General features: G+C 52.0%; 20 protein-coding genes and 3 tRNA genes. 12 read left to right on the forward strand and 11 right to left on the reverse strand.

All coding sequences use genetic code 11. The annotated features are described in order from the left end of the window. Window positions 1–2: 2 nt before the first annotated feature. Window positions 3–686 (reverse strand): phage shock protein PspA, encoded by a 684-nt coding sequence (gene pspA, locus SIL79_RS19005; RefSeq protein WP_039033897.1) that lies wholly within the window; start codon window positions 684–686, stop codon window positions 3–5. Between the two features lie 179 nt (window positions 687–865). Here pspA and pspF point away from each other — a divergent pair, with 179 nt between their 5' ends. The 9 genes from pspF to SIL79_RS19050 all read left to right on the forward strand — a co-directional run bounded on the left by pspF (window position 866) and on the right by SIL79_RS19050 (window position 9,565). After that, window positions 866–1,945: a phage shock protein operon transcriptional activator gene (gene pspF / locus SIL79_RS19010; RefSeq protein WP_144361120.1), complete on the forward strand. Its 1,080-nt coding sequence runs from the start codon at window positions 866–868 to the stop codon at window positions 1,943–1,945. Between the two features lie 226 nt (window positions 1,946–2,171). Continuing rightward, window positions 2,172–3,776, forward strand: coding sequence for an ABC transporter substrate-binding protein (locus SIL79_RS19015; RefSeq protein WP_226683883.1), 1,605 nt, complete (start codon window positions 2,172–2,174; stop codon window positions 3,774–3,776). Further along, complete coding sequence (locus SIL79_RS19020; RefSeq protein WP_039033913.1) at window positions 3,776–4,807, forward strand: ABC transporter permease; 1,032 nt, start codon at window positions 3,776–3,778, stop codon at window positions 4,805–4,807. Before SIL79_RS19015 ends, SIL79_RS19020 begins: the two co-directional genes overlap by 1 nt. Next, window positions 4,794–5,684 (forward strand): ABC transporter permease subunit, encoded by an 891-nt coding sequence (locus tag SIL79_RS19025; protein ID WP_039033894.1) that lies wholly within the window; start codon window positions 4,794–4,796, stop codon window positions 5,682–5,684. The genes SIL79_RS19020 and SIL79_RS19025 overlap by 14 nt, the downstream gene beginning before the upstream one ends. 2 nt (window positions 5,685–5,686) lie before the next feature. Next, the gene (locus tag SIL79_RS19030; protein ID WP_319619887.1) at window positions 5,687–6,694 is read left to right on the forward strand and encodes a peptide ABC transporter ATP-binding protein; all 1,008 of its coding nucleotides are present in this window, start codon (window positions 5,687–5,689) and stop codon (window positions 6,692–6,694) included. Continuing rightward, complete coding sequence (locus SIL79_RS19035) at window positions 6,675–7,460, forward strand: peptide ABC transporter ATP-binding protein (RefSeq protein WP_039033892.1); 786 nt, start codon at window positions 6,675–6,677, stop codon at window positions 7,458–7,460. Before SIL79_RS19030 ends, SIL79_RS19035 begins: the two co-directional genes overlap by 20 nt. Before the next feature lie 116 nt (window positions 7,461–7,576). Continuing rightward, window positions 7,577–8,779, forward strand: coding sequence for an enoyl-ACP reductase FabV (fabV, locus tag SIL79_RS19040; RefSeq protein WP_039033891.1), 1,203 nt, complete (start codon window positions 7,577–7,579; stop codon window positions 8,777–8,779). Between the two features lie 229 nt (window positions 8,780–9,008). Then, window positions 9,009–9,221, forward strand: a complete 213-nt coding sequence (locus SIL79_RS19045) for a TOBE domain-containing protein (RefSeq protein ID WP_025010701.1) — start codon at window positions 9,009–9,011, stop codon at window positions 9,219–9,221. Between the two features lie 32 nt (window positions 9,222–9,253). Next, the gene (locus tag SIL79_RS19050) at window positions 9,254–9,565 is read left to right on the forward strand and encodes a uracil-DNA glycosylase family protein (RefSeq protein WP_319619888.1); all 312 of its coding nucleotides are present in this window, start codon (window positions 9,254–9,256) and stop codon (window positions 9,563–9,565) included. A gap of 117 nt (window positions 9,566–9,682) precedes the next feature. Here the strand turns inward: SIL79_RS19050 and SIL79_RS19055 are convergent, their stop codons facing one another. The 9 genes from SIL79_RS19055 to SIL79_RS19095 form a co-directional block, all read right to left on the reverse strand. Beyond that, window positions 9,683–11,542, reverse strand: a complete 1,860-nt coding sequence (locus SIL79_RS19055; RefSeq protein WP_234501453.1) for a SurA N-terminal domain-containing protein — start codon at window positions 11,540–11,542, stop codon at window positions 9,683–9,685. 208 nt (window positions 11,543–11,750) lie between these two features. Further along, window positions 11,751–12,023, reverse strand: coding sequence for a nucleoid-associated protein HU-beta (gene hupB, locus SIL79_RS19060; protein WP_025010704.1), 273 nt, complete (start codon window positions 12,021–12,023; stop codon window positions 11,751–11,753). A gap of 257 nt (window positions 12,024–12,280) precedes the next feature. Further along, entirely contained in the window at window positions 12,281–14,638 is a 2,358-nt protein-coding gene (gene lon / locus SIL79_RS19065) for an endopeptidase La (protein WP_039033889.1), read from the reverse strand. 129 nt (window positions 14,639–14,767) lie between these two features. Further along, window positions 14,768–16,048, reverse strand: coding sequence for an ATP-dependent protease ATP-binding subunit ClpX (gene clpX, locus SIL79_RS19070; protein WP_039033888.1), 1,281 nt, complete (start codon window positions 16,046–16,048; stop codon window positions 14,768–14,770). An 88-nt stretch (window positions 16,049–16,136) separates the two neighbouring features. Beyond that, complete coding sequence (gene clpP / locus SIL79_RS19075; RefSeq protein ID WP_039033912.1) at window positions 16,137–16,745, reverse strand: ATP-dependent Clp endopeptidase proteolytic subunit ClpP; 609 nt, start codon at window positions 16,743–16,745, stop codon at window positions 16,137–16,139. A 91-nt stretch (window positions 16,746–16,836) separates the two neighbouring features. Then, a complete protein-coding gene (tig, locus tag SIL79_RS19080; protein ID WP_039033887.1) occupies window positions 16,837–18,141 on the reverse strand; it encodes a trigger factor in 1,305 nt (434 codons plus the stop codon). Window positions 18,142–18,387: 246 nt separating this feature from the next. Then, a tRNA-His gene (locus SIL79_RS19085) sits at window positions 18,388–18,463 on the reverse strand. A gap of 9 nt (window positions 18,464–18,472) precedes the next feature. Beyond that, window positions 18,473–18,549, reverse strand: a tRNA-Arg gene (locus tag SIL79_RS19090). A gap of 67 nt (window positions 18,550–18,616) precedes the next feature. Continuing rightward, window positions 18,617–18,693 (reverse strand) — tRNA-Pro (locus SIL79_RS19095). Between the two features lie 238 nt (window positions 18,694–18,931). On the opposite strand from SIL79_RS19095, the gene folD reads away from it, so the two are divergent. Beyond that, window positions 18,932–19,786: a bifunctional methylenetetrahydrofolate dehydrogenase/methenyltetrahydrofolate cyclohydrolase FolD gene (folD, locus tag SIL79_RS19100; RefSeq protein WP_039033886.1), complete on the forward strand. Its 855-nt coding sequence runs from the start codon at window positions 18,932–18,934 to the stop codon at window positions 19,784–19,786. 101 nt (window positions 19,787–19,887) lie between these two features. Here the strand turns inward: folD and cysS are convergent, their stop codons facing one another. Then, on the reverse strand, window positions 19,888–21,267 hold the full coding sequence (cysS, locus tag SIL79_RS19105) for a cysteine--tRNA ligase (protein WP_162206698.1): 1,380 nt from the start codon (window positions 21,265–21,267) through the stop codon (window positions 19,888–19,890). A gap of 144 nt (window positions 21,268–21,411) precedes the next feature. On the opposite strand from cysS, the gene SIL79_RS19110 reads away from it, so the two are divergent. Both SIL79_RS19110 and SIL79_RS19115 read left to right on the forward strand, forming a co-directional pair. Further along, window positions 21,412–21,906: a peptidylprolyl isomerase gene (locus SIL79_RS19110; protein ID WP_039033884.1), complete on the forward strand. Its 495-nt coding sequence runs from the start codon at window positions 21,412–21,414 to the stop codon at window positions 21,904–21,906. Window positions 21,907–21,916: 10 nt separating this feature from the next. After that, the gene (locus SIL79_RS19115) at window positions 21,917–22,654 is read left to right on the forward strand and encodes a UDP-2,3-diacylglucosamine diphosphatase (RefSeq protein ID WP_319619889.1); all 738 of its coding nucleotides are present in this window, start codon (window positions 21,917–21,919) and stop codon (window positions 22,652–22,654) included. The last annotated feature ends 53 nt before the right edge of the window (window positions 22,655–22,707 follow it).

A 22,707-nucleotide genomic window follows, 5' to 3' on the forward strand; every position in this document is an offset into this window, starting at 1 on the left:
TATTATTTTTTGGTTTTGGCGCTATCGCCCTTCACCTTGGCCTTCAAGGCTTCCAGCTCGGCGCTGACAGAATCTTCGGCCTTGAGTGCCGCAAATTCCTCTTCCAGACTGGACTTCTTGCCACCCAGATCATAGGACTCAACTTCAGCCTCCAGCCCTTCGATGCGACGCTCATACTGTTCAAACTTGAGCATGGCATTGTCGATTTTGCTGGAATCCAGCTGCTTTTTCACTTCCAGGCGTGAAGAAGCGGTTTGCTTGCGCATTATGATGGTCTTCTGGCGAGCCTTGGCATCGGCCAGCTTTTCCTGCAGTTGACCCACTTCCTCTTTCAGGCGGGCGATATGCTCTTCAACTACCTCGAGCTCTTGCTCCAGGGTTTGCGCCAGCGCTGCGGCTTTTTGCTTTTCAACCAGCGCGGCCTTGGCCAGATCTTCCCTGTCCTTGGTCAGTGCCAGCTCGGCCTTTTCCTGCCAATCCTGCACCTGAAGTTGCACTTTGCCAATACGGCGGAGTAACTCTTTCTTCTCTGCCAATACTTTAGCCGAAGTAGAACGTACTTCAACCAGGGTATCTTCCATTTCCTGAATGATCAGGCGCACCATTTTTTCCGGATCTTCTGCCTTGTCCAGCAAGGCACTGATGTTGGCATTAATGATGTCGGCAAAACGTGTGAAAATTCCCATAATCCTGTCCTCTACATTTATTGTGGGTCTCGACTCTTGTAATACAGATCCCGTGCCAACTTTTAATTTATCAAAAATATCAATGGCATAATATAAAACTTAACTTTTACTTTATTTATTTAACCTACCCGCATATTATGATTTTCACCAATTATTAGCGTTTAAGACTAACTGTTATCGTGGCCAATCCCTATCAACAAGACAATCTTATCGGTCAATCCAATGCCCTGTTGGAGGTGTTGGAGCACGTTTCCCAAATCGCACCTCTGTCCAAACCTGTGCTTATCATAGGCGAGCGGGGGACGGGTAAAGAGCTGATCGCCGAACGTCTACACTATCTTTCCCAGCGCTGGGATCAGAGTTTTATCAAACTCAATTGTTCCTCTCTGAGTGAAAATCTACTGGAAAGTGAACTGTTTGGCCATGAGTCCGGCGCATTTACCGGCGCCAAGGGGCGTCATGAAGGCCGCTTCGAGCGCGCCGACGGCGGCACCCTGTTTCTCGATGAACTGGCCAATACGTCCGGCCTCATTCAGGAGAAGCTGCTGCGGGTCATTGAATATGGCGAATATGAAAGGGTGGGCGGCAGTAAAACCCTCAATGCCGATGTTCGACTTATTTGCGCCGCCAATGAAGACTTACCCAGTCTGGCGGAAGCCGGCGAGTTTCGAGCCGATCTGCTCGACCGTTTGGCGTTCGATGTGATCACCCTGCCGCCGCTGCGCTGCCGCCGGGAAGATATTCTGCCATTGGCCGAATACTTTGCCGTGGGGATGGCGCGTCAGCTCAAGCTGGAGCTGTTTACCGGTTTTGCCGCCGAAGCCGTGGCGACCATGATGGATCACAGCTGGCCGGGTAATATTCGGGAGCTGAAAAACGCCATAGAGCGCAGCGTCTATCGCCATGGTCATAACCCCGAACCGATTGAGAACATAGTGCTCGACCCTTTTGCCTCGCCCTACCGGCCCACCAAGCGGGTCAAGACCCATAGTCGCCAGCTGGTGACCGCTGAAGTTGACAATGAAGTCCTTAACGGCAGTGCCGCCGCAGCGACAAACGATAGCCCGGAACCTTCGGCAAACCAGATACAGTTCCCGGTGGACTTCAAACAGTGCTGTGAAGACTTCGAGACCGACCTGATTCAACGTGCGCTCAGTGCCAGCCAGTTCAATCAAAAGAAAACCGCCGAACTACTGGGACTTAGCTACCATCAGCTCAGAGGCATACTGAAAAAATACAATTTGCTCGATAAGGCATAAGCCGATTGCCCAGGTAACGGCTGCACTGCTAAAATGTTCGGTCAACATCTGAATAACTAACGATTTTGCAATGAATCTGCTGACGTTACGCCCCGGGCGAAGCTCTGAAGCAATAGCGCAAGTCTCCAGGAGCAAGCTCTACGGAGATCTTGTGGCAGGGCGATTATTCCGCTCATGCCGGCGCCTGAAGCTGACCGGGAGCATATTGACCGGCCTGGCTCTGACAATGCTGCTTGGCGGCTGTGGTCAACAGAAAGTGCCCTCCGGCCTGGTATACTGCTCCGAGGGCAATCCCGAGTCCTTCAACCCACAGCTGGTGACCTCAGGAACCACTATCGATGCCACCTCGCACCAGATTTACAGTCGCTTGGTTGATTATGATCCCGAGAACGGCGATATCACCCCGGCACTGGCAACCGAGTGGCAAATAAGCGAAGATGGGCTCAGTTATGAGTTTGAGTTGCGCCAGGGTACCCGGTTTCACGAGCAGCCCTACTTTCACCCCAGTCGGCCTTTTAACGCCGATGATGTACTATTCAGTTTCAATCGCATCATAGACAAACAGCACCCTTTCCACGACGTGGCCCAAGGCGGTTACCCCTTTTTCCAAAGTATAGGCTTTGCCGGGCTGATAAAATCCATCAGCAAACTGAGCGAATACAGAGTCAGATTTGAACTCACCCAGCCCGATGCCTCATTCCTGTCCAACCTGGCCACCGACTTTGCGGTGATCCTTTCCAAAGAATATGCCGATCAGCTTCTCGCCCAAGGCAGCCCGCAGCAATTGGATAACCAGCCGGTTGGGACAGGCCCCTTTATGCTGGTGCAGTATGTTAAGAATGAATATATCCGTTATCGACGCCACCCAGGTTACTGGGGCAATATGCCGCAGTCTGAAATGTTGGTGTTCGATATCACGCCGCGAAGTACCACCCGCCTGGCCAAGCTGATCACCGGCGATTGCAGCGTCTCGGCCTTGCCCAAGGCCGGTGAGTTGCCGGTGATTGAGCAGCACGACAACCTGGTTTTGGAGAGTCGCCCCGGAATGAACGTGGCCTATTGGGCCTTCAATACCCAAAAGCCGCCATTCAACGATGTCAGGGTCAGACGGGCGCTGGCTTACGCCATCGACAAGCAAAACCTGCTAAGGGCCGTTTATCAGGACACCGCCGTAGAGGCAACCGGTATACTGCCGCCCTCTTCCTGGGCTTATTCCGACTCGGCCAAGAGTTATGACTATGCCCCGGACAAAGCCAGGGCGCTGCTGGACGCAGCCGGCATAGAGAAACTGGAACTGGATATCTGGGCTATGCCTGTGGCACGAATTTACAACCCCAATGCGCTGAAGACCGCCGAGCTGATCCAGGCCGATTTGGCGACCATAGGTGTCAAGGTCAATATCGTCAACTACGATTGGAGTGTCTTTACCCAAAAACTGGCACGCAGTGACTATGACTCGGTACTCATCGGCTGGAACGCCGACAACAGCGATCCGGATAACTTCTTCACCCCCTTGCTCAGTTGTGGCTCCATCGCTTCCAACAACAACCGTTCCCGCTGGTGTAACCCCAGATTTGACGCCCTGCTCAACCAGGCCAGACGCGTGACAGACAGAGAAAGTCGCAGTTTGTTGTACCGCCAGGCCGAGGCGATTCTGGCACAAGATATGCCGCTGGTCAGCCTGGCACATGCCAAACGTATGGCGCTAAAAAATGCCAGTGTAACCGAAACCAGCCTAACGCCTTTTGGCGGCATCGCCTTTGCCAACATAGGCCACAGCAATAAAGCGGCAGCAGATGCCCCAATGCCGCCCGCCAAGGATCAAGAATGATGGCTGCTTACCTATTGCGCAGACTCAACCTCTTTGTCGCCACCTCTCTGTTGCTGATTGGTGTACTCTTCTATGCCACCAGTTTGTTTCCGGTTGACCGCATTTACGCCCTGACCGGGATCCAGGCACCGAGTGATACCCAGGAGGCGCAAATCATCGCCGATTATCATCTCGATGGCGGCTCTTTGGCCCAGTTTATGGGGTATTTAACCCAGAGACTCAGTGGCGATCTCGGTATTTCGGTGACCTCTCAAAGGCCGGTAGCAGAAGAGCTGTTGGCGGTACTGCCGGCCTCTTTCGAGCTGGCAACTGTATCCGGTTTATTTGCCATCATCTTCGGGGTACCGCTCGGAGTGCTGGCCTCGCTGAGTAAACAGAAACTGACCCAAAATGCCATCATGGCGGTAACACTGACAGGTTACTCGATTCCGGTATTTTGGCTCGGGCTATCCCTATCACTTTGGTTCGGGGTCAGGCTGGGTTGGCTGCCAATTTCAGGGCAGATAAACCTGCTCTATGAAATAAAGCCTGTGACTGGCTTTATGCTGATAGATACCCTGCTGTCCGACTCGCAATATCGCTTATCCGCCTTTAAGGATGCCGCCTTGCACATAATCCTGCCGGCGCTGACCTTGTCTGTGTTGCCCTTTACCGTGGTGGTACGTATTACCCGCTCGGCGATGATGAATGTGATGAACCAGACCTATATCCGCGCCGCCGAAGCAAGAGGCCTGCCAACCAGTAAAATCGTATTGCGCCACGCCCTGCCCAACGCCTTGATCCCCCTGCTCAAACACTTGGGACTTATGCTGGGGCCATTTGCCAGTTATGCCATAGTGGTGGAAGTGATCTTCAGTTGGCCCGGGGTAGGCTCCTGGCTGGTATCTGGTATCTATCAGCGGGATTACACTGTGATCCAGGGCGGCACACTGGCGGTGGCGCTGCTGATTATCTTTCTGAGCATTTTGATTGAAGTGCTGCACACGGCCACCAATCCGCTCAGCAGGAAGGAACTCTATGCCTCAAATTAAGATTTATCAGGAAGACGATATTCCATCCCCCAGCCTCAAGCTCTGGCGTACCTTTGCCGCCAATCCTTTTGCGCTTGCCGGGCTTTGGGGCGTGCTCTGTCTGCTGATCCTGACTATGTTCGGGCCCATGATGGCCCCCTACCCGGCCGATTTTCAAGATCCCAATGCCCTGTTACTACCGCCATCCTGGGACGATCTCGGCACGGTTGAGCACTTTCTCGGTACAGATGATCTCGGCCGGGATATCTTTTCCCGCCTGCTACACGGCACCAGCTATACCTTCGGCATGGCACTGGCAATTGTCGCCACCGCGCTCCTGGTCGGATTTATCATAGGTTCATTCTCGGGGATGATGCGCGGCCTCAAGTCCAGTATCCTAGGGCACCTACTTGATGCCTTGCTGTCGATTCCATCACTCTTGATGGCTATTCTGGTGGTCGCGGTAATGGGCCCCGGGCTGATGAACGTATTCTGGGCCGTGGGGATTGCACTCACCCCTCAGTTTGTGCGCGCCATACATCAGGCCGTGCATGAAGAGTTACAAAAAGAGTATGTCACCGCCGCCAAGTTGGATGGCGCAAACGGTCTACAGATATTCTGGTTTGTGATTATGCCCAATGTCTGGGAGACTGTGATTATTCAAACAACGCTGGCAATTTCAGCGGCCATTTTGGATATCGCCGCGCTGGGATTTCTCAACCTCGGCGCCCAGGCACCCAAATCCGAATGGGGCGCCATGGTATTCCAGGGACTGGATAACCTGCTGACCGCCCCCTGGACTGTGACCATTCCGGGAGCCGCTATCCTGTTGAGTGTGTTGGCCGTCAACCTGGTTGGCGATGGACTGAGATCGGCGCTTGCGCCCATCAGAAACTGATTATGCCGTTACTCGATATACGAAATCTCACCATAGAACTGGACACGCCTCAGGGACGGGTCAAGGCGCTGGAAAAAGTCAGCCTGACGGTCAATGCCGGTGAAATCCATGGTCTGGTCGGTGAATCCGGCTCGGGCCGTTCTCTTATGGCACGGGCCATTCTCGGGATCCCCGGCCCCAACTGGACTGTCACCGCCGATCGCATGATGTGGGATGGCCGCAACCTGATGGAGATGACCCAGTCGGAGCGGCGCAGCCTTATGGGCTCTGATATGTCGATGATATTTCAGGACCCCTCCGGCAGCTTTGACCCGGCACTCACTGTGGGCAGCCAATTGATTGAAGCCATGCCGTTAAATAGGCAGATACCTTTCTTTCGCCGCGGTAAAGAGCGGCGCCTCACTGCCCAGAAATGGCTGCACAAGGTGGGAGTCAAGGAACCGCGGCGGGTGCTGGGCAGCTATGCCTGGGAGCTCTCCGAAGGTGAATGCCAGAAAGTGATGATCGCCATGGCGCTGGCCAACCGTCCCAAGCTGTTGATTGCCGATGAACCCACGGCTTCGATGGAACCCAGTACCCAGGCGCAGATATTCCGCCTGTTGACCCAGCTCAATCAGTTGCAGAACGTCGCCATCTTGCTGATCAGCCACGAGTTGGACACACTGTCGAACTGGTGTAACCGGCTAACAGTGCTCTACAGCGGCCAGGTGATGGAATCCGGACCTACCACAGAGCTACTTGAACAGCCTTATCATCCCTATACCAAGGCGATGTTGGACAATATGCCGGACTACTCCGGCCCTGCAGCCCACAAAACACTGATGCCGACTCTGCCGGGCTCGGTACCGGCGCTGCAACATCTGCCGATAGGTTGCCGTCTGGGGCCTCGCTGTCCGGAAGCCCGTAAACAATGTGTGGTGCAACCGCAGCTGAGCCATCATAAAGACAGATACTACGCCTGCCATTTCCCCTACCAGAGTGAGCCTATTGATGACGACTCCCTTGCTTAAAGTCACGGACCTGAGCAAACGCTATTTCAGCGGTTACAAGGGCTTTCGCCGCCAATATACTGAGGCCTTGGCGCCCATTTCTTTCGAACTCAACAGTGGCGAAACCCTGGCTATTGCCGGTGAAGCCGGCTCAGGCAAGAGTACTTTGGCCCGCATTTTGGTCGGCGCCGAGTATCGCAGCGGCGGAGAAATTCTGTTCAATGGCGAGCCGCTCGACAGCCATGATCTGAAACACCGCTGCAGACTTATCCGGATGATATTCCAGGATCCCAACACCTCACTCAACCCAAGGCTAACCATAGGGGAACTGCTCAATGAGCCGCTGAGGTTCAATACCCGGCTGTCGGCCCATGCCCGTAGCGAGCAGGTGGTTGAGACTTTACGTAAAGTGGGCTTGCTGCCGGAACATGTGGAGTTTTACCCCCACATGATTTCCGAAGGCCAGAAGCAGCGGGTGGCGGTGGCTAGAGCCTTGATGCTCAACCCAAGGATCATTATCGCCGATGAAGCTCTGACAGCCCTGGATCTCTCGGTGCGGGCCCAGATCCTCAACCTGCTGCTCAAGCTGCAAAAAGAGATGGGGCTTTCCTATATATTTGTGTCCCACAATCTCAATGTTATTCGTCATGTCAGCGACAAGATCATGGTGCTACACAAGGGCGTAATGGTGGAAAAGGCCGCCACCGAGACCCTGTTCAATGATCCGCAACACGAATACACCCAAAGATTGTTGCAGGAGCAGGCACAATTGACCCGCAAGCGTTGAGAATAAGTCGAACTGCTCCAACCACTACCCTGTTGGCAGGCTTTTTGAAAAAATCAGTACCAATTCAAGTTGAAATACTTATCCTAATGACAGTTTTCGGAAGAAGAAGCTAAGACATGATTATTAAACCTAAAATTCGTGGTTTCATTTGTACCACTACTCATCCTCTGGGCTGTGAAGCCAACGTGCTGGAACAGATCAACACCACCAAGGCCAAAGGCAAGATAGCCAATGGCCCCAAGAAAGTACTGGTGGTAGGTTCTTCCAGTGGTTATGGTCTCTCCTCCCGTATTGCCGCCGCCTTTGGTTCCGACGCTGCCACTATCGGGGTCTTTTTTGAGAAACCCGGCACTGAGACCAAACCCGGCACAGCCGGTTGGTACAACTCGGCGGCGTTTGACAAGTTTGCCAAGGCTGAAGGCCTGTATTCCAAAAGCATCAACTGTGATGCCTTCAGCCATGAAGCCAAAGCCAAGGTAATTGAGCTAATCAAGGCCGATCTGGGCCAGATAGACATGATAGTTTATTCACTGGCCTCACCCGTGCGTAAACTGCCTGACAGCGGAGAAGTGATCCGCTCGGCCCTCAAGCCTATCGGCGAGTCATATCGCTCTACCGCGGTAGACACCAACAAAGACACCATCATTGAAGCCTCGGTTGAGCCGGCCACAGAGCAGGAAATCAACGACACTGTTACTGTGATGGGGGGGCAGGATTGGGAACTGTGGGTAGATGCCCTCGACAAGGCCGGTGTGCTGGCCGATGGCTGCAAAACAGTTGCTTACAGCTATATAGGTACAGAGCTGACCTGGCCTATCTACTGGCACGGCGCTCTGGGTAAAGCCAAGATGGATCTCGACCGCGCCGCCAGTGAGCTAAACCAAAGACTGGCCGCCAAGGGTGGCAGCGCCAATGTCGCTGTGCTCAAGAGTGTGATCACTCAGGCCAGTTCGGCTATTCCGGTAATGCCACTGTATATCGCCATGGTCTTCAAGAAGATGCGCGAAGAAGGCCTGCATGAAGGCTGCATGGAACAGATTTACCGTATGTTCAGCGAGCGCCTTTACAAGGCCGATGGCAGCAAGCCAGAAGTAGACGATGCCAACCGCCTGCGCCTGGACGATTGGGAACTGAGAGAAGATATCCAGCAGCATTGCCGTGATCTCTGGCCACAAATCACCACAGAAAACCTCAGTGAGCTGACCGATTACCGTGAGTACAAGGCCGAATTCCTCAAGCTGTTTGGCTTTGGTATCGAAGGCATAGACTATGATGCCGACGTTAATCCAGCCGTTGAGTTTGACGTGATTGAACTCTAAATTGAAACAATAACGCTGACCGAAAAACGCCGCTATCAAGCGGCGTTTTCTTTTACCACCACAAGTAAAGGGTAAATTATAAGCTTTCAGGCGATGAATCGACTGTGGGCATTTTACCTATGGTTGCAGAATCAGCGCTTGGAGCCCAAATTTGTCGCTTAGGCATCCATCTTGAAGACGATTGAGTTTATACTCTTTACCTTGCTAATTATTCTTCCAGGAGAAAACCATGAAAATCAGTGCACGCAACTGTCTTGGCGGTACCATCAAAGCCATCGAAGAAGGCTCTGTAAACAACGAAGTCACCATTGAACTGGCTCCGGGTGTTGAGCTCACCTCTGTGGTCACCAAAGCCTCCTGTGAGCGTTTGGGGCTTAAAGTAGGTGACAGTGCATACGCACTGATCAAAGCCAGCAGCGTAATGCTGGGTGTTGACGAATAATCAATGAGCAGCGCCGCAAGGCGCTGTTTTTTTTGTTATATACGGATATCTATTGGGCCAAAGTAGTGGGCCCTGAAAAACAACAAGCCTATTTTCAAGAGACGCTGGCCTATATCAACGCCGAGCGTGCCCGGGGAAAGGTCATCAAGCCTCCCAAAACTAACACCTTCAACGCTCTGCGTTATACGCCATTATCAGAAGTCAAAGTAGTGCTCCTGGGACAAGATCCCTATCATGGTCCATCAAGCCCACGGCCTGTGCTTCTCAGTGCCCAAAGAGGTGGTGCCACCGCCATCATTACAGAACATATTTCAGGAGCGGGCCAATACTGTCCCGGGGTTTAGGGGGGGGCGAATAAGTCCTCGTGGAACTCTCGCTTCATGGTAACCCTAGGAGATAAATGCCAGACATAAAGAAGCCGGTCATTTGGACCGGCTTCTACGCTAAATCATTGAAGTTATTTACTCATCGCTTTCAGGGTAAACAATTTCAGCTTTGGCCTTCAACATATTGATAACGGCGCGATAGTCATTCTCACCGTACTGACTGTTAAGACCTTGCTTGATGGCCGCAACCTGATCGGCCGGTGCACTTTCTGCATCATGAATGGCATCCAGTACCACCACGGCATAACCGGTCGCCAGCGACACAGTATCAACGCTCAAACCCTCTTTGGCCTTGGCCATCTGGAATGCCTTGCTCACCAAAGCCGAATCTACATCCTGGGTGAAACGTCCTAAGTTGGCATGGCTCTGCAGCGCGATATCAGCATTACCTTCTTTGAGCTTGACCATGTATTCCTGCGCCTTGTCACGAGCAATCTCATTGGCTTTTTGCTGCTTGAGACGTACTTCAATGGCAGGCTTAACCTCGGCGAACTCAAGTGTGCCGGCTTGCTGATGTTCCTTAACGCGGATAACCACGACATGGTTGCGCTCCACTTCCAGCAGCTCACTATTCATACCTCCCAGTACATCACTGGAGAAGGCGGCTTTGGACAGTTCCGGCTTATCGAAAGGTGCTGGCGCGTTGTCACGGCCGAACAGTCGGGTAGTCTTGATCTCTGCACCAACAGCCTTGGCCGCTTCTTGCAGGTTATCAGGGATTTCATAGCTGGTATCGGCCAATTTCTGCTGCAGACCATAGAATTGGCTGACTGCTTCATCTTGCTTGAGCTGCGCGACTATCTTGTCTTTCACTTCGGCGAAAGGTGCAGTCTGACCGCTCTGGATATCCAGCAGCTTGATGATATGGAAACCGAAAGGCGTCTTGACCACTTTAGAGACATCACCCTTGCTCAGTGCAAACAGGGCGTCATCAAAAGCAGGATCCATCACACCAGGCTCAAACCAACCCAATTCCCCGCCCTTCTCACCGCTCAGGGTATCCTGAGAGTCTGACTTGGCCAGCGCAGCAAAATCAGCGCCGTTTTCCAGTTGCTTGTGAAGATCCTCAGCCTTGGCTTCGGCGTTGTCGGTCGAGGCATCGATCAGAATATGGGCTGCCAGACGCTTTTCGGCTGTCTGATATTGATTCTGATGCTCATCATAGTAAGTCTTGGCTTGCTCATCACTGACCTGAATGCTATCGGCCAAATCTTTGGCATCAAGCTCAACATATTCCAGGCTGATCATTTCCGGACGTTCAAATTGGGCCGGATTGGTGTCGTAGAATGATTTAACTTCCTCTTCGGTCACTGTCGCTTGGTCCAGGAAAGGCTCAGCGTCAACCAGGAGATAGCGAATATCACGGGTTTGTCCCTGCAGCTTAGCCAGAGCTTCGGCTTCACCGTTGAGAACAAACTCGCTGCCAATCAAGGCACTGATCAGCTGACGACGAGTCATATCCACCCGCATACTTTCACGGAAAGTCGCTTGTTGATAGCCCAGTTGGCGCAGAATGGCTTCGAAGCGATCATTGTCAAACTTGCCTTCAGTCTGGAAGGCCGGCTCTTGTCTAATGGCTTCTGCAATTTGAGCATTGGACACTCGCAAGCCCATTTCAGCGGCGGCTTGATCCAGCAGCTTTTGCGCTACCAGACGTTCAAGCACGCCTTGCTTGATACTGGCCAAGTAAGCATCATTGGCCGCCAGGGCGTCAAACATCTCACCCAACTGTTGTTCCAGACGGGCACGCTCGCTTTGATAGGCCTGGTCCAGTTCGGTTGTGGAAATCTCTTCACCATTGACTGTGGCGGCCGGAGCCACTGAGGAGGAACCCAGGTAACTGCTTACACCAGCAAATGCAAAGGAAAGTATCACCAGCACCAAAATAGCTTTGGCTATTACGCCCTGTGACCCTTCGCGAATCTTCTCTAACATCAGACGTCTCGCTTAGCGATTAATAGTAAAAAAAAGGCGCATCTCTTGTGGGATGCGCCTATCTGTAACATGAATGGAGTCTGCAGACGCTACTTCAGCCTATCCTCACACTCCGAAACGTCGGCTAATCCGGCGTTTCTCAATCCGTAAAAAGCACTGCCTGGCAGTGCTTAATCTTTACGAAAGCCTACAAAGGCTACGATGTTAATTAGTTAACAGCGTCTTTCAGAGCTTTACCTGCCTTGAATGCAGGGATTTTAGCTGCAGCGATTTTGATCTCTTTCCCGGTCTGTGGGTTACGACCAGTGCGCTCAGCGCGCTCACGCACTTCAAAAGTACCGAAACCAACAAGAGAAATTTTGTCGCCTTCTTTCAGACCATCAGTCACAGCTGCGATGAAAGAGTCCAGTGCGCGGCCGGCAGCGGCTTTAGAAATGTCAGCACCAGAAGCGATTTTCTCGATTAGTTCAGATTTGTTCATGTCATCCCCTTGAATGTAGTTTTCGCGCCGCAACCAAATCCTTCTCTAGAGCGGTCTGCGGAGGCTTTTATAACAAGCTTGATACCAAAGTTCAAGCTCAGTTGGAAAACCAAAGAATTTAAATTGGATACAGCTCAAAGCCAGTTGCCCCAAGGGCTTGGCACAACTGGCTCTCCACAGACCTAGGCTACCACAGGTCTGGGTTTTGTTAAGCCCCTTTTTTCATTTTTTTTAGTGGCATAGGACATTTTCTTGCGTTAGCCCAAATTTTTTACCACTTCAAAGCCTTCGACTGGTCGCTCAAGCGCCAATTGCAGCACTTCGTCTATCCAACGAACCGGACGAATATCCAAGTCTGCCACTACGTTAGCCGGAATTTCTTCCAGATCCCGTTCGTTCTCCTTGGGTATCAATACCAGTTTAATACCACCTCGGTGGGCCGCCAGCAGTTTCTCTTTCAAGCCACCGATTGGCAGTACTTCACCTCTCAGGGTAATTTCACCTGTCATGGCGACTTCACCCTTGACCGGGTTACCTGTCAGGCTGGAAACCAAGGCAGTACACATAGCGGCACCGGCAGATGGACCATCTTTCGGGGTTGCCCCTTCGGGTACGTGCACATGGATATCACGCTTCTCGTAAAAGTCAGGGTTGATCCCCAACTGCTCGGCGCGCGCCCGAACCACAGTCATAGCGGCCTGGATAGACTCCTGCATCACATCACCCAGCGAACCTGTATAGGTGAGTTTGCCCTTACCGGCCACTGAGGTGGCTTCGATGGTCAGCAAGTCGCCGCCCACTTCGGTCCAGGCCAAACCTGTCACCTGGCCAATCTGGTTCTTGGATTCTGCTTTGCCATAGTCAAAACGCTGTACCCCGAGGAAAGACTTGAGGTTGTCCTGATTGACATCCACATGCTTGGTGTCTTTCTCCAGCATGATCTGCTTCACCACTTTACGGCAGATCTTTGACAACTCACGCTCCAGTGCCCGCACCCCGGCTTCACGGGTGTAATAACGGATCACCCCGAGAATGGCGCTGTCATCGACAGTGATTTCAGTCTTCTTCAGGCCGTTACGTTCAATCTGCTTCGGCAGCAAGTGCTGCTTGGCAATATTGAGTTTCTCATCTTCGGTGTAACCGCTAAGACGGATAACTTCCATCCGGTCCAGCAAGGGGCCAGGAATATTCATCGAGTTGGAGGTGGCCACAAACATCACGTCGGACAGATCGTAATCCACTTCCAAGTAGTGATCGTTAAAGGTCGCGTTCTGCTCTGGATCCAACACCTCCAGCAGAGCCGAGGCCGGATCGCCACGCATGTCCGAACTCATCTTGTCGATTTCATCGAGCAGGAACAGTGGGTTCTTCACCCCGACTTTGGCCATCTTCTGGATAATCTTGCCCGGCATAGAACCTATATAGGTACGGCGGTGACCACGGATTTCCGCTTCATCACGCACGCCGCCCAATGCCACCCGCACATACTTACGGCCGGTTGCTTTGGCAATAGATTGCCCCAGAGATGTCTTACCTACCCCCGGCGGGCCAACCAGACACAGGATAGGGCCCTTGAGCTGTTTCACCCGGCTCTGTACCGCCAGATACTCGAGGATCCGCTCTTTAACCTTCTCCAGACCATAGTGATCTGTATCCAGCACCTGTTCGGCCTTGGATAGGTCACGCTTAATCTTGGAGCGCTGTTTCCAGGGCACTGAAGTCATCCAGTCAACATAGCTGCGTACCACTGTGGCTTCAGCCGACATCGGAGACATCATTCTCAGCTTGTTAAGCTCGGCAGACGCCTTCTCTTTGGCCTCTTCCGGCATGCCGGCTTCTTCAATCTTGCGGCCCAGGCTTTCAAATTCATCATGGCCCTCATCAAGATCGCCAAGTTCCTTCTGAATAGCCTTCATCTGCTCGTTGAGATAATACTCACGCTGGCTCTTTTCCATCTGTTTCTTGACCCGAGAGCGGATACGTTTTTCTACCTGCAGCAGGTCGATTTCCGCTTCCATCATGGCCATCAGATATTCAAGCCGCTCACCGACCTTGACCATCTCAAGTACAGACTGTTTGTCTGCCAGCTTGAGCGGCATATGCGCCGCCATGGTATCGGCCAGTCTGTCGGCCTCTTCGATACCTGAGAGTGAGGTGAGCACTTCGGGAGGAATTTTCTTGTTCAGCTTGATATAGCCTTCAAACTGACTGATTGCGCTGCGTACCAGCACCTCTTCTTCCTTGTCGTCCAGCGCTTCTGACTCCAGGTAGTGTGCGGTGGCAACAAAGAACTCTTCTTCCTGGGTATAACGTTCTATGCGGGCGCGCTTACCGCCTTCGACCAATACCTTGACAGTGCCATCAGGCAGCTTCAGCAGCTGCAAAATGGAAGCGACTGTACCTACGTCGAAAATATCGTCTATGCCAGGCTCGTCCAGATCCGCATCCCGCTGCGCCACAAGAATGATCTGTTTATCCTGCGCCATGGCAGTTTCCAAACAACGGATGGACTTTTCACGTCCTACGAATAACGGAATTACCATATGGGGATAGACCACCACGTCTCTCAGTGGCAGCACGGGCAATTCGATTCGCGCTTCACGCTCTAGGGTCATAGTTCGATTCCGTTTCAGTTAAAGATTACATTGAGTATATTGGGACGCTTTCCCGGCTTTCAATGGTAAAGATAAAAAAAGGAGCCCCAGTGGACTCCTTAATTTTCAACCTGATAGCTTATTGCTCAGTTATTGGTCACCGGCAGCAGCCTGGGAGTCATTATTCTCGTAGATAAGAATAGGCGCTGACTCACCTTTCACCACAGACTCATCGATAACCACCTTGACCACATTATCCATGGACGGCAGGTCATACATGGTATCAAGCAGTATCGCTTCAACGATGGAGCGCAAACCACGGGCCCCTGTCTTACGGGACATGGCTTTTTGTGCTATCGCCTTGAGAGCGTCATCGCGAAACTCAAGTTCGACATTTTCCATCTCGAACAAAGTGGCAAACTGCTTGGTGATGGCGTTTTTGGGCTCGGACAGGATCTGCACCAGAGCCGCTTCATCCAGTTCACCCAAGGTCGCAACCACAGGTAAACGCCCGATAAACTCAGGAATAAGGCCATACTTGACCAAGTCTTCCGGCTCAACCTGCAACAAAGTATCTGTGATGGTGGCCTTTTCAGCCTGACCTTTAACCTGAGCGCCAAAACCTATGCCACTACCCACATGGGAGCGCTGCTCAATCACCTTCTCAAGGCCTGCAAAGGCACCACCACAAATAAAGAGTATCTTGGAGGTATCAACCTGCAGGAACTCCTGTTGCGGGTGTTTACGACCGCCCTGAGGAGGCACGGCGGCAACAGTGCCTTCAATCAGTTTCAGCAGTGCCTGCTGCACCCCTTCACCGGACACGTCTCGGGTGATGGAAGGGTTATCTGACTTACGGCTGATTTTGTCAATCTCATCGATATAGACAATACCACGCTGTGCCTTGTCAACATCATAGTCGCACTTCTGCAGCAACTTCTGAATGATATTTTCAACGTCTTCCCCCACATAACCGGCTTCAGTCAATGTGGTGGCATCCGCCATGGTAAAAGGCACATTCAGGAACCGCGCCAGGGTTTCTGCCAGCAAGGTTTTACCGCTACCGGTTGGACCGATAAGCAGAATATTACTCTTGCCAAGCTCCACACCATCTTTGGGGGCACTGTTTTTCAGGCGTTTGTAGTGGTTATAAACCGCAACAGACAACACCTTCTTGGCCTGCTCCTGACCGATAACATAATCATCCAGATGAGCGCGCAGTTCATGGGGAGTCGGCAGTTTGTCCTGATCCCGATTGGGCGAAATCTCTTTTATCTCTTCGCGAATGATGTCGTTACACAGTTCGACACATTCGTCGCATACATACACAGATGGCCCGGCGATCAGCTTGCGAACTTCATGCTGGCTTTTTCCGCAGAAAGAGCAATACAGCAATTTGCCGCTATCACCGTTGCCTTTGTTGTCACCCATTACTCTACCTCTTTTGCAGTCTGCTCTACTGCCATACACTTAAGCGTCTTCAATCTGAGCATAGCCCAGCCATAAGCAAAAATCAGCTTTAACGTTTGGTCAGAACCGAATCCACCAAACCGTATTCCATGGCCTGAGAAGCACTCATAAAGTTATCTCGGTCGGTATCTCGCTCGATGATTTCCAGTGGTTGGCCTGTGTGCTCGGCCAACATCTGGTTCAGCTTCTGTTTAATCCCCAGGATCTCTTGGGCATGGATAGCGATATCCGATGCCTGGCCCTGGAAACCACCCAAAGGCTGATGGATCATCACCCGCGAGTTCGGCAAACAGTGACGCTTACCCTTGGCACCACCGGCCAACAGGAAGGCGCCCATACTGGCCGCTTGCCCGATACATACAGTGCTGACATCCGGCTTAATAAACTGCATGGTGTCATAAATAGCCATACCAGCAGTGACAGAGCCGCCTGGTGAGTTGATATAAAGAGAGATCTCTTTATCCGGGTTTTCTGATTCCAAAAACAGCAACTGTGCCACGATCAAGTTGGCCATGTGCTCTTCAACCTGACCAACCAGGAAGATCACCCGCTCTTTCAACAAACGTGAATAGATATCGTAAGAGCGTTCTCCCTTGGCGGTTTGCTCAACCACCATAGGAACGAGTGCATTAAGTACTGATTCTGGCGCGTTATGCATCATTAACTTTCCCTAAATAAAAAACGGCCCGCATGAGGGACCTCATACGAGCCATTATAAATGGCGAACAACCAAGCAAGTCAAGCTTAGGTTATGCGCGGCCAGTAGCCTTGTTCATAAATTCTTCAAAAGCGACATCTTTCTTAGTCACTTTGGCTGATTTCAGAACCGCTTCAACGGCTTGCTCTTCCAGAGCCAGGTTGCGCATGTTCTGCATCAACTCTTCGTTACCGTTGTAGTATTCGATCACTTCTTTTGGATCTTCGTAGGCAGAAGCCATGGAAGCGATCAACGCCTGTACACGCTCTTCTTCAGCTTTCAGCTCATTGGACTTGATCACTTCGCCAAGCAGCAGACCGACTTTAACACGGCGCTCGGCTTGTTCAGTGAACAGCTCGGCAGGCAGTTCAGGCATGTTGGCACCTTGACCACCGAAACGTTGCATGGCCTGGCGACGCAGAACGTCAACTTCACCGTCGATCAGCGCTTTTGGCAGTTCGATTTCATTGGCAGCCAGCAGGCCTTCAAGAACTTGTTCTTTCACATTGGCTTTCAGAGCTTGTTCCAGCTCGCGGCCCATGTTCTTGCTGATCTCAGCTTTCAGAGCGTCGATGCCACCATCGGTGATACCGAACAGCTTGGCGAACTCGTCGTTAACTTCAGGCAGGTTGGCGCCCTTGACTTCTTTCACTGTGATAGCGAACTTGGCGGCTTTGCCTTTCAGGTTTTCAGCGTGGTATTCCTCAGGGAAAGTCACGTCGATGTCGAACTCTTCACCGGCTTTGTGGCCTTTAACGCCTTCTTCAAAACCAGGGATCATGCGACCGCTGCCCAGTTGCAGTTCAAAGTCTTCGGCCTTGCCGCCTTCAAACTCTTCACCGTCAACGCTACCAACAAAGTTGATAACCACTTTGTCACCGTCTTCGGCAGCGCGCTCAACCGCTTCGTAAGTCGCGTGTTGCTTGCGCAGGGTTTCGATCATGTTATCAACGTCGGCTTGTTGTACTTCGGCAACAGGCTGCTCAACTTCGATACCGTCCAAGCCTTTGATTTCAACTTCTGGATAAATTTCAAAGGTCGCGGTGAACTCAAACTTTTCGGCGTCAGTGGCACCTGGGGTAAAGGTAGGAGCACCGGCAGGGTTCAACTTCTCGGCAATGATGGCCTCAATGAAGTTGCGCTGCATTACTTCACCGGTAATGTCTTGGCGAATCGCTTTGCCGTAACGCTTTTCAATCACGCTTGCTGGGACTTTACCTGGACGGAAGCCTGGGATACGGGCACGCTTGGCTTCGCGTTGCAGGCTGTCTTTAACCAGTTTTTCGATCTGCTCTGCAGGAACAGAGATGGTCAGGCGACGCTCCAGGCCTTGGGTTGTTTCAACAGAAACTTGCATTGTTTTACCTCGAAATGTGTCTAACGTCCTTTGCAATAGCCGATTGTTTCAACTATTCAGGTATTCGTTTCTTGATCTTTAACTTGACTTAAATGCCCATCAGAAGTGAATTCTGGCACCGGTCGCACATTGTTGATTGTTATCAAGACGCAGCATTATATCGACCGTTCTTAGTGGAGTCGAGCCTCAATGCCACAGAAAAGGGCATAAAAAAAGCGACCTAAGGTCGCTTTTTTTAATAAAGAGTGGGGTGACTGATGGGGCTCGAACCCACGACAACTGGAATCACAATCCAGGGCTCTACCAACTGAGCTACAATCACCACCGAAAGTGGTACGCCCGGCAGGATTCGAACCTGCGACCATCCGCTTAGAAGGCGGATGCTCTATCCAACTGAGCTACGGGCGCAGGACCTGCAAATTCAATTTGCATCCTAAGCGGTACTGACAATGCTATCCACACTGCCCTTGAAATCTGGTCGGTGATAGAGGATTCGAACCTCTGACCCTCTGCTCCCAAAGCAGATGCGCTACCAGGCTGCGCTAATCACCGAAAATTTTCTCCAAGCGCGGTTACAACCGGCTCGCGTCGAGAACGGAGCGCATCTTAGCCCCTCACCCGACAAGCGTCAACGATTTTTTTAAGCACTTTATCTGCTTGGCGAAATTACGTGCTGCTTTAACGAAATTCTGTGTTCTGAACCCTGTTTGTCCATGACACTCCCAAGCCTCACTGGTAAAATGGCGCCGTTTTCAACATCATCGCGCCATACAAAGGATATCCTACACCCATGACAGCCCAACTAATAGATGGCAAAGCGATTGCGCAATCCATAAGACAACAGCTAAAGCAAAAAGTCGCTGCACGTCAAGCAGCGGGACAACGTATCCCAGGCTTGGCTGTTATTCTGGTGGGTGCTGATCCTGCCTCTCAGGTTTATGTCGGCAGTAAGCGTAAAGCCTGCGAAGAAGTGGGGTTCATCTCCCGCTCCTATGATCTGCCTGAGTCCACCAGTGAAGAAGAACTGCTGGCCCTGATAGACTCGCTCAATGAAGATGCCGCCATAGATGGCATTCTGGTGCAGCTGCCGCTGCCAGAACATATTAAAGAATCCAAGGTCATTGAGCGGATCCGTCCCGACAAAGATGTCGACGGTTTCCATCCTTATAATGTCGGCCGTTTGGCTCAACGGATCCCGGTACTGCGCTCCTGCACCCCCATGGGGATCATGACCCTTATCAAATCTACCGGTATCGATACCTATGGACTGGATGCGGTTGTGGTTGGCGCCTCCAATATCGTGGGCCGTCCCATGACTCTGGAGCTGCTGCTGGCCGGCTGCACCACAACTACTTGTCACAGATTCACCAAAGATCTCGAGGATAAGGTCAGCCGCGCAGATCTTCTGGTGGTTGCCGTCGGCAAACCCGGCTTTATCCCCGGTAGCTGGATCAAACCAGGCGCCATAGTCATAGACGTGGGCATTAACCGTCTAGACAGCGGCCGTTTGGTGGGCGATGTTGACTTTGATATTGCCTGTGAGCGCGCCAGCCACATCACCCCTGTTCCCGGTGGCGTGGGTCCAATGACCATAGCCAGCTTGCTGGAAAACACCCTGTTTGCCGCGGAGCAATATCACGACTAAGGGTAGATTGAAACCAACCTCAGTTTGGTTTCAATTTCAAGCGATAAAAAACGCCGGCTTCAACAGCCGGCGTTTTCGTTTCGATTATTGGCAAAGAAGGATTACTTCTTGCGCCAGCTGGTTCCTTGTGGGCCATCTTCCAGCACCACCCCCAGCTCATTCAATCTGTTGCGGGCAACGTCGGCAGCAGGCCAATCCTTTTCGGCACGGGCACGGTTACGCTCGGCAATAAGCGCTTCGATCTCAGCCACTTCATCGTCGCTGCCCTCGCCTTTGAAGAAGGCTTCAGGTGTAGAGCTGACAATTCCCAAAACATCGGCCAGTTGTTTCAGTGACACGCCAAGGGCCGAGGCGGCCGCCATATCCACGCCCTTGAGGCGGTTGATTTCACGCACTATCTCAAACAACACAGAGTAGGCTTCGGGAGTATTGAAGTCATCATCCATCGCCGCCTTGAAGCGCTCAACGTACTCTTCGGCAGGCGCGGCTGTAACACTCAGGTCAAGATCTTTGAGCGCTGTGTAAATTCGCTCAAGCGCAGCTCTGGCCTGTTTGAGGTTGTCTTCCGAATAGTTCAGTTGACTGCGGTAGTGGCCGGACAACAGGAAGTAGCGCACAGTTTCGGCATCATAATGTGCCAGCACATCGCGAATGGTGAAGAAGTTACCCAGCGACTTGGACATCTTCTCTTTATCGACCATCACCATGCCGGTATGCATCCAGTAGTTCACATACGGCGTGTCATGGGCGCAGCAAGACTGGGCGATTTCATTTTCATGATGCGGGAACTGCAGATCGCTGCCGCCGCCATGGATATCGAAATGCAATCCCAGGTGTTTGCTGTTCATGGCAGAGCACTCAATGTGCCAACCGGGACGACCCGGGCCCCAAGGTGAATCCCAAGTGGGTTCGCCAGGCTTGGACATCTTCCACAACACAAAGTCCATAGGATCGCGCTTATGTTCGTCCACTTCGACCCGGGCACCGGCCTGCAACTGCTCCAGGTTCTGCCCGGAAAGCTTGCCGTATTCAGGGAAAGAAGCAACGCTGAAAAGTACATCGCCATCATCGGCTACATAGGCATGACCACGGGCGATCAGCGCCTCCACCATTTCGATAATCTCGGCAATATGCAGAGTCGCCCTTGGCTCCATATCGGGGCGCAGCATATTCAGGGCATCAAAATCTTGGTGCATCTGGCCGATGAGACGCTCGGTGAGGCTATCGCAGCTCTCGCCATTTTCATTGGCGCGCTTGATGATTTTGTCATCCACATCTGTAATATTGCGCAGGAAGTTAACCTGGTAACCTGCGTAACGCAGGTAGCGTACTATCATGTCAAAGGAAACAAAGGTCCTGCCATGACCGATATGACACAAGTCGTATATGGTGACACCACATACATACATACCCACTTTACCTGGGTTAATCGGTTTAAATTCCTCTTTTTGGCGGCTCAGACTGTTGTATATCTTCAACATTGACTTTCTCTTCAACAATATAGGATTAGTGGGTAAAACGAATCTGGCAGTTTAACATTGCCACAAGCTCTTGAATACTGCCCTTTATAGCCGGAGTCGGATAAGTTAGAATCCGCCAACAAAATTTATCCTGAGGATCCGATCATGATTACATTGCACACCAACCACGGCGACATCAAACTGGCGCTGGATAGTGAAAAAGCCCCTCTGACTGCGGCCAACTTTATCAAGTACGCCCAGGAAGGCTTCTATGATGGCACTATATTCCACCGCGTTATCGATGGTTTTATGGTTCAGGGTGGCGGCTTTACCGAGCAGATGTCACAGAAACCTACCAATGCCCCTGTGCGTAACGAAGCCAACAACGGTCTGTCAAACAAGACAGGAACCATAGCCATGGCCCGCACCTCTGATCCTCACTCCGCCACCGCGCAGTTCTTTATCAACGTCAACGACAACACCTTCCTGGATTTCAAAAACGAGTCAATCCAAGGCTGGGGGTACTGTGTATTCGGTGAGGTGGTAGAAGGTATGGACGTGGTTAATGCCATCAAAGGCGTAAGCACTGGCAACCGCGGCATGCACCAGGATGTGCCTCTGGAAGCCGTGATCATCGAGAAAGTGACCATAGCTGACTGATAACTTCTGAATGCGCACTCTCTTTATCGGCGATCTGCACCTAAGTGCCGATCGCCAAGATATCCTAAACGCCTTCTATCACTTCCTCGATACCTGTCTTGAACAGGTCGACGCCCTCTATATTTTGGGGGATCTGTTTGAGGTTTGGGTCAGTGATGATTTGGCTGAGCCCTTTGCCCTGGCGCTGGCCGAGCGTCTCTATGAAGTCAGCCGCACCCTGCCGATATACTTTATCCACGGCAACCGCGACTTTATGCTGGGGAAAGAATACGCCGCCAAAGCGGGGATGACCTTACTGCCCGAAGTGTATCGACTGGAGCTCTATGGCCACAAGACAGTGCTGCTGCATGGCGACAGCCTCTGCACTCTGGACAAGGCCTACCAGCGTTTTCGCCGGTTTCGCAATATGGCATTGCCCCGCTGGATATACCGCCATCTGCCGAAAAAGACCCGCAGCAATATTGCCGCCAAGCTCAGGCAAAACAGCCAGATGCAAAATCAGCTTAAGAGTATTGAGATAATGGATGTTGAGCCGAGTGCTGTGGATGAACTGTTTGCCAGTACCGGCGCCGAGTTGATGATCCACGGTCACACCCATAGACCGGATATCCATCAATTAGTGGCTAATAAGCAGCGCTTGGTGGTGGGTGACTGGTATGAGCAGGGAAGTGTCTTGAGTATCAGTGCCGAGAACATAGAACTGACCAGCCTGCCTTTTATAGAGAAAAGCCCACAGACCCGACTTTAGTTGAGCTCATTCAGCCCCAGTTTTATCTGTGTGGCTGTGTCGCCCCGCATTGA

The organism is Shewanella indica (assembly GCF_033842865.1).
Taxonomy (GTDB): Bacteria; Pseudomonadota; Gammaproteobacteria; order Enterobacterales; family Shewanellaceae; genus Shewanella; species Shewanella indica.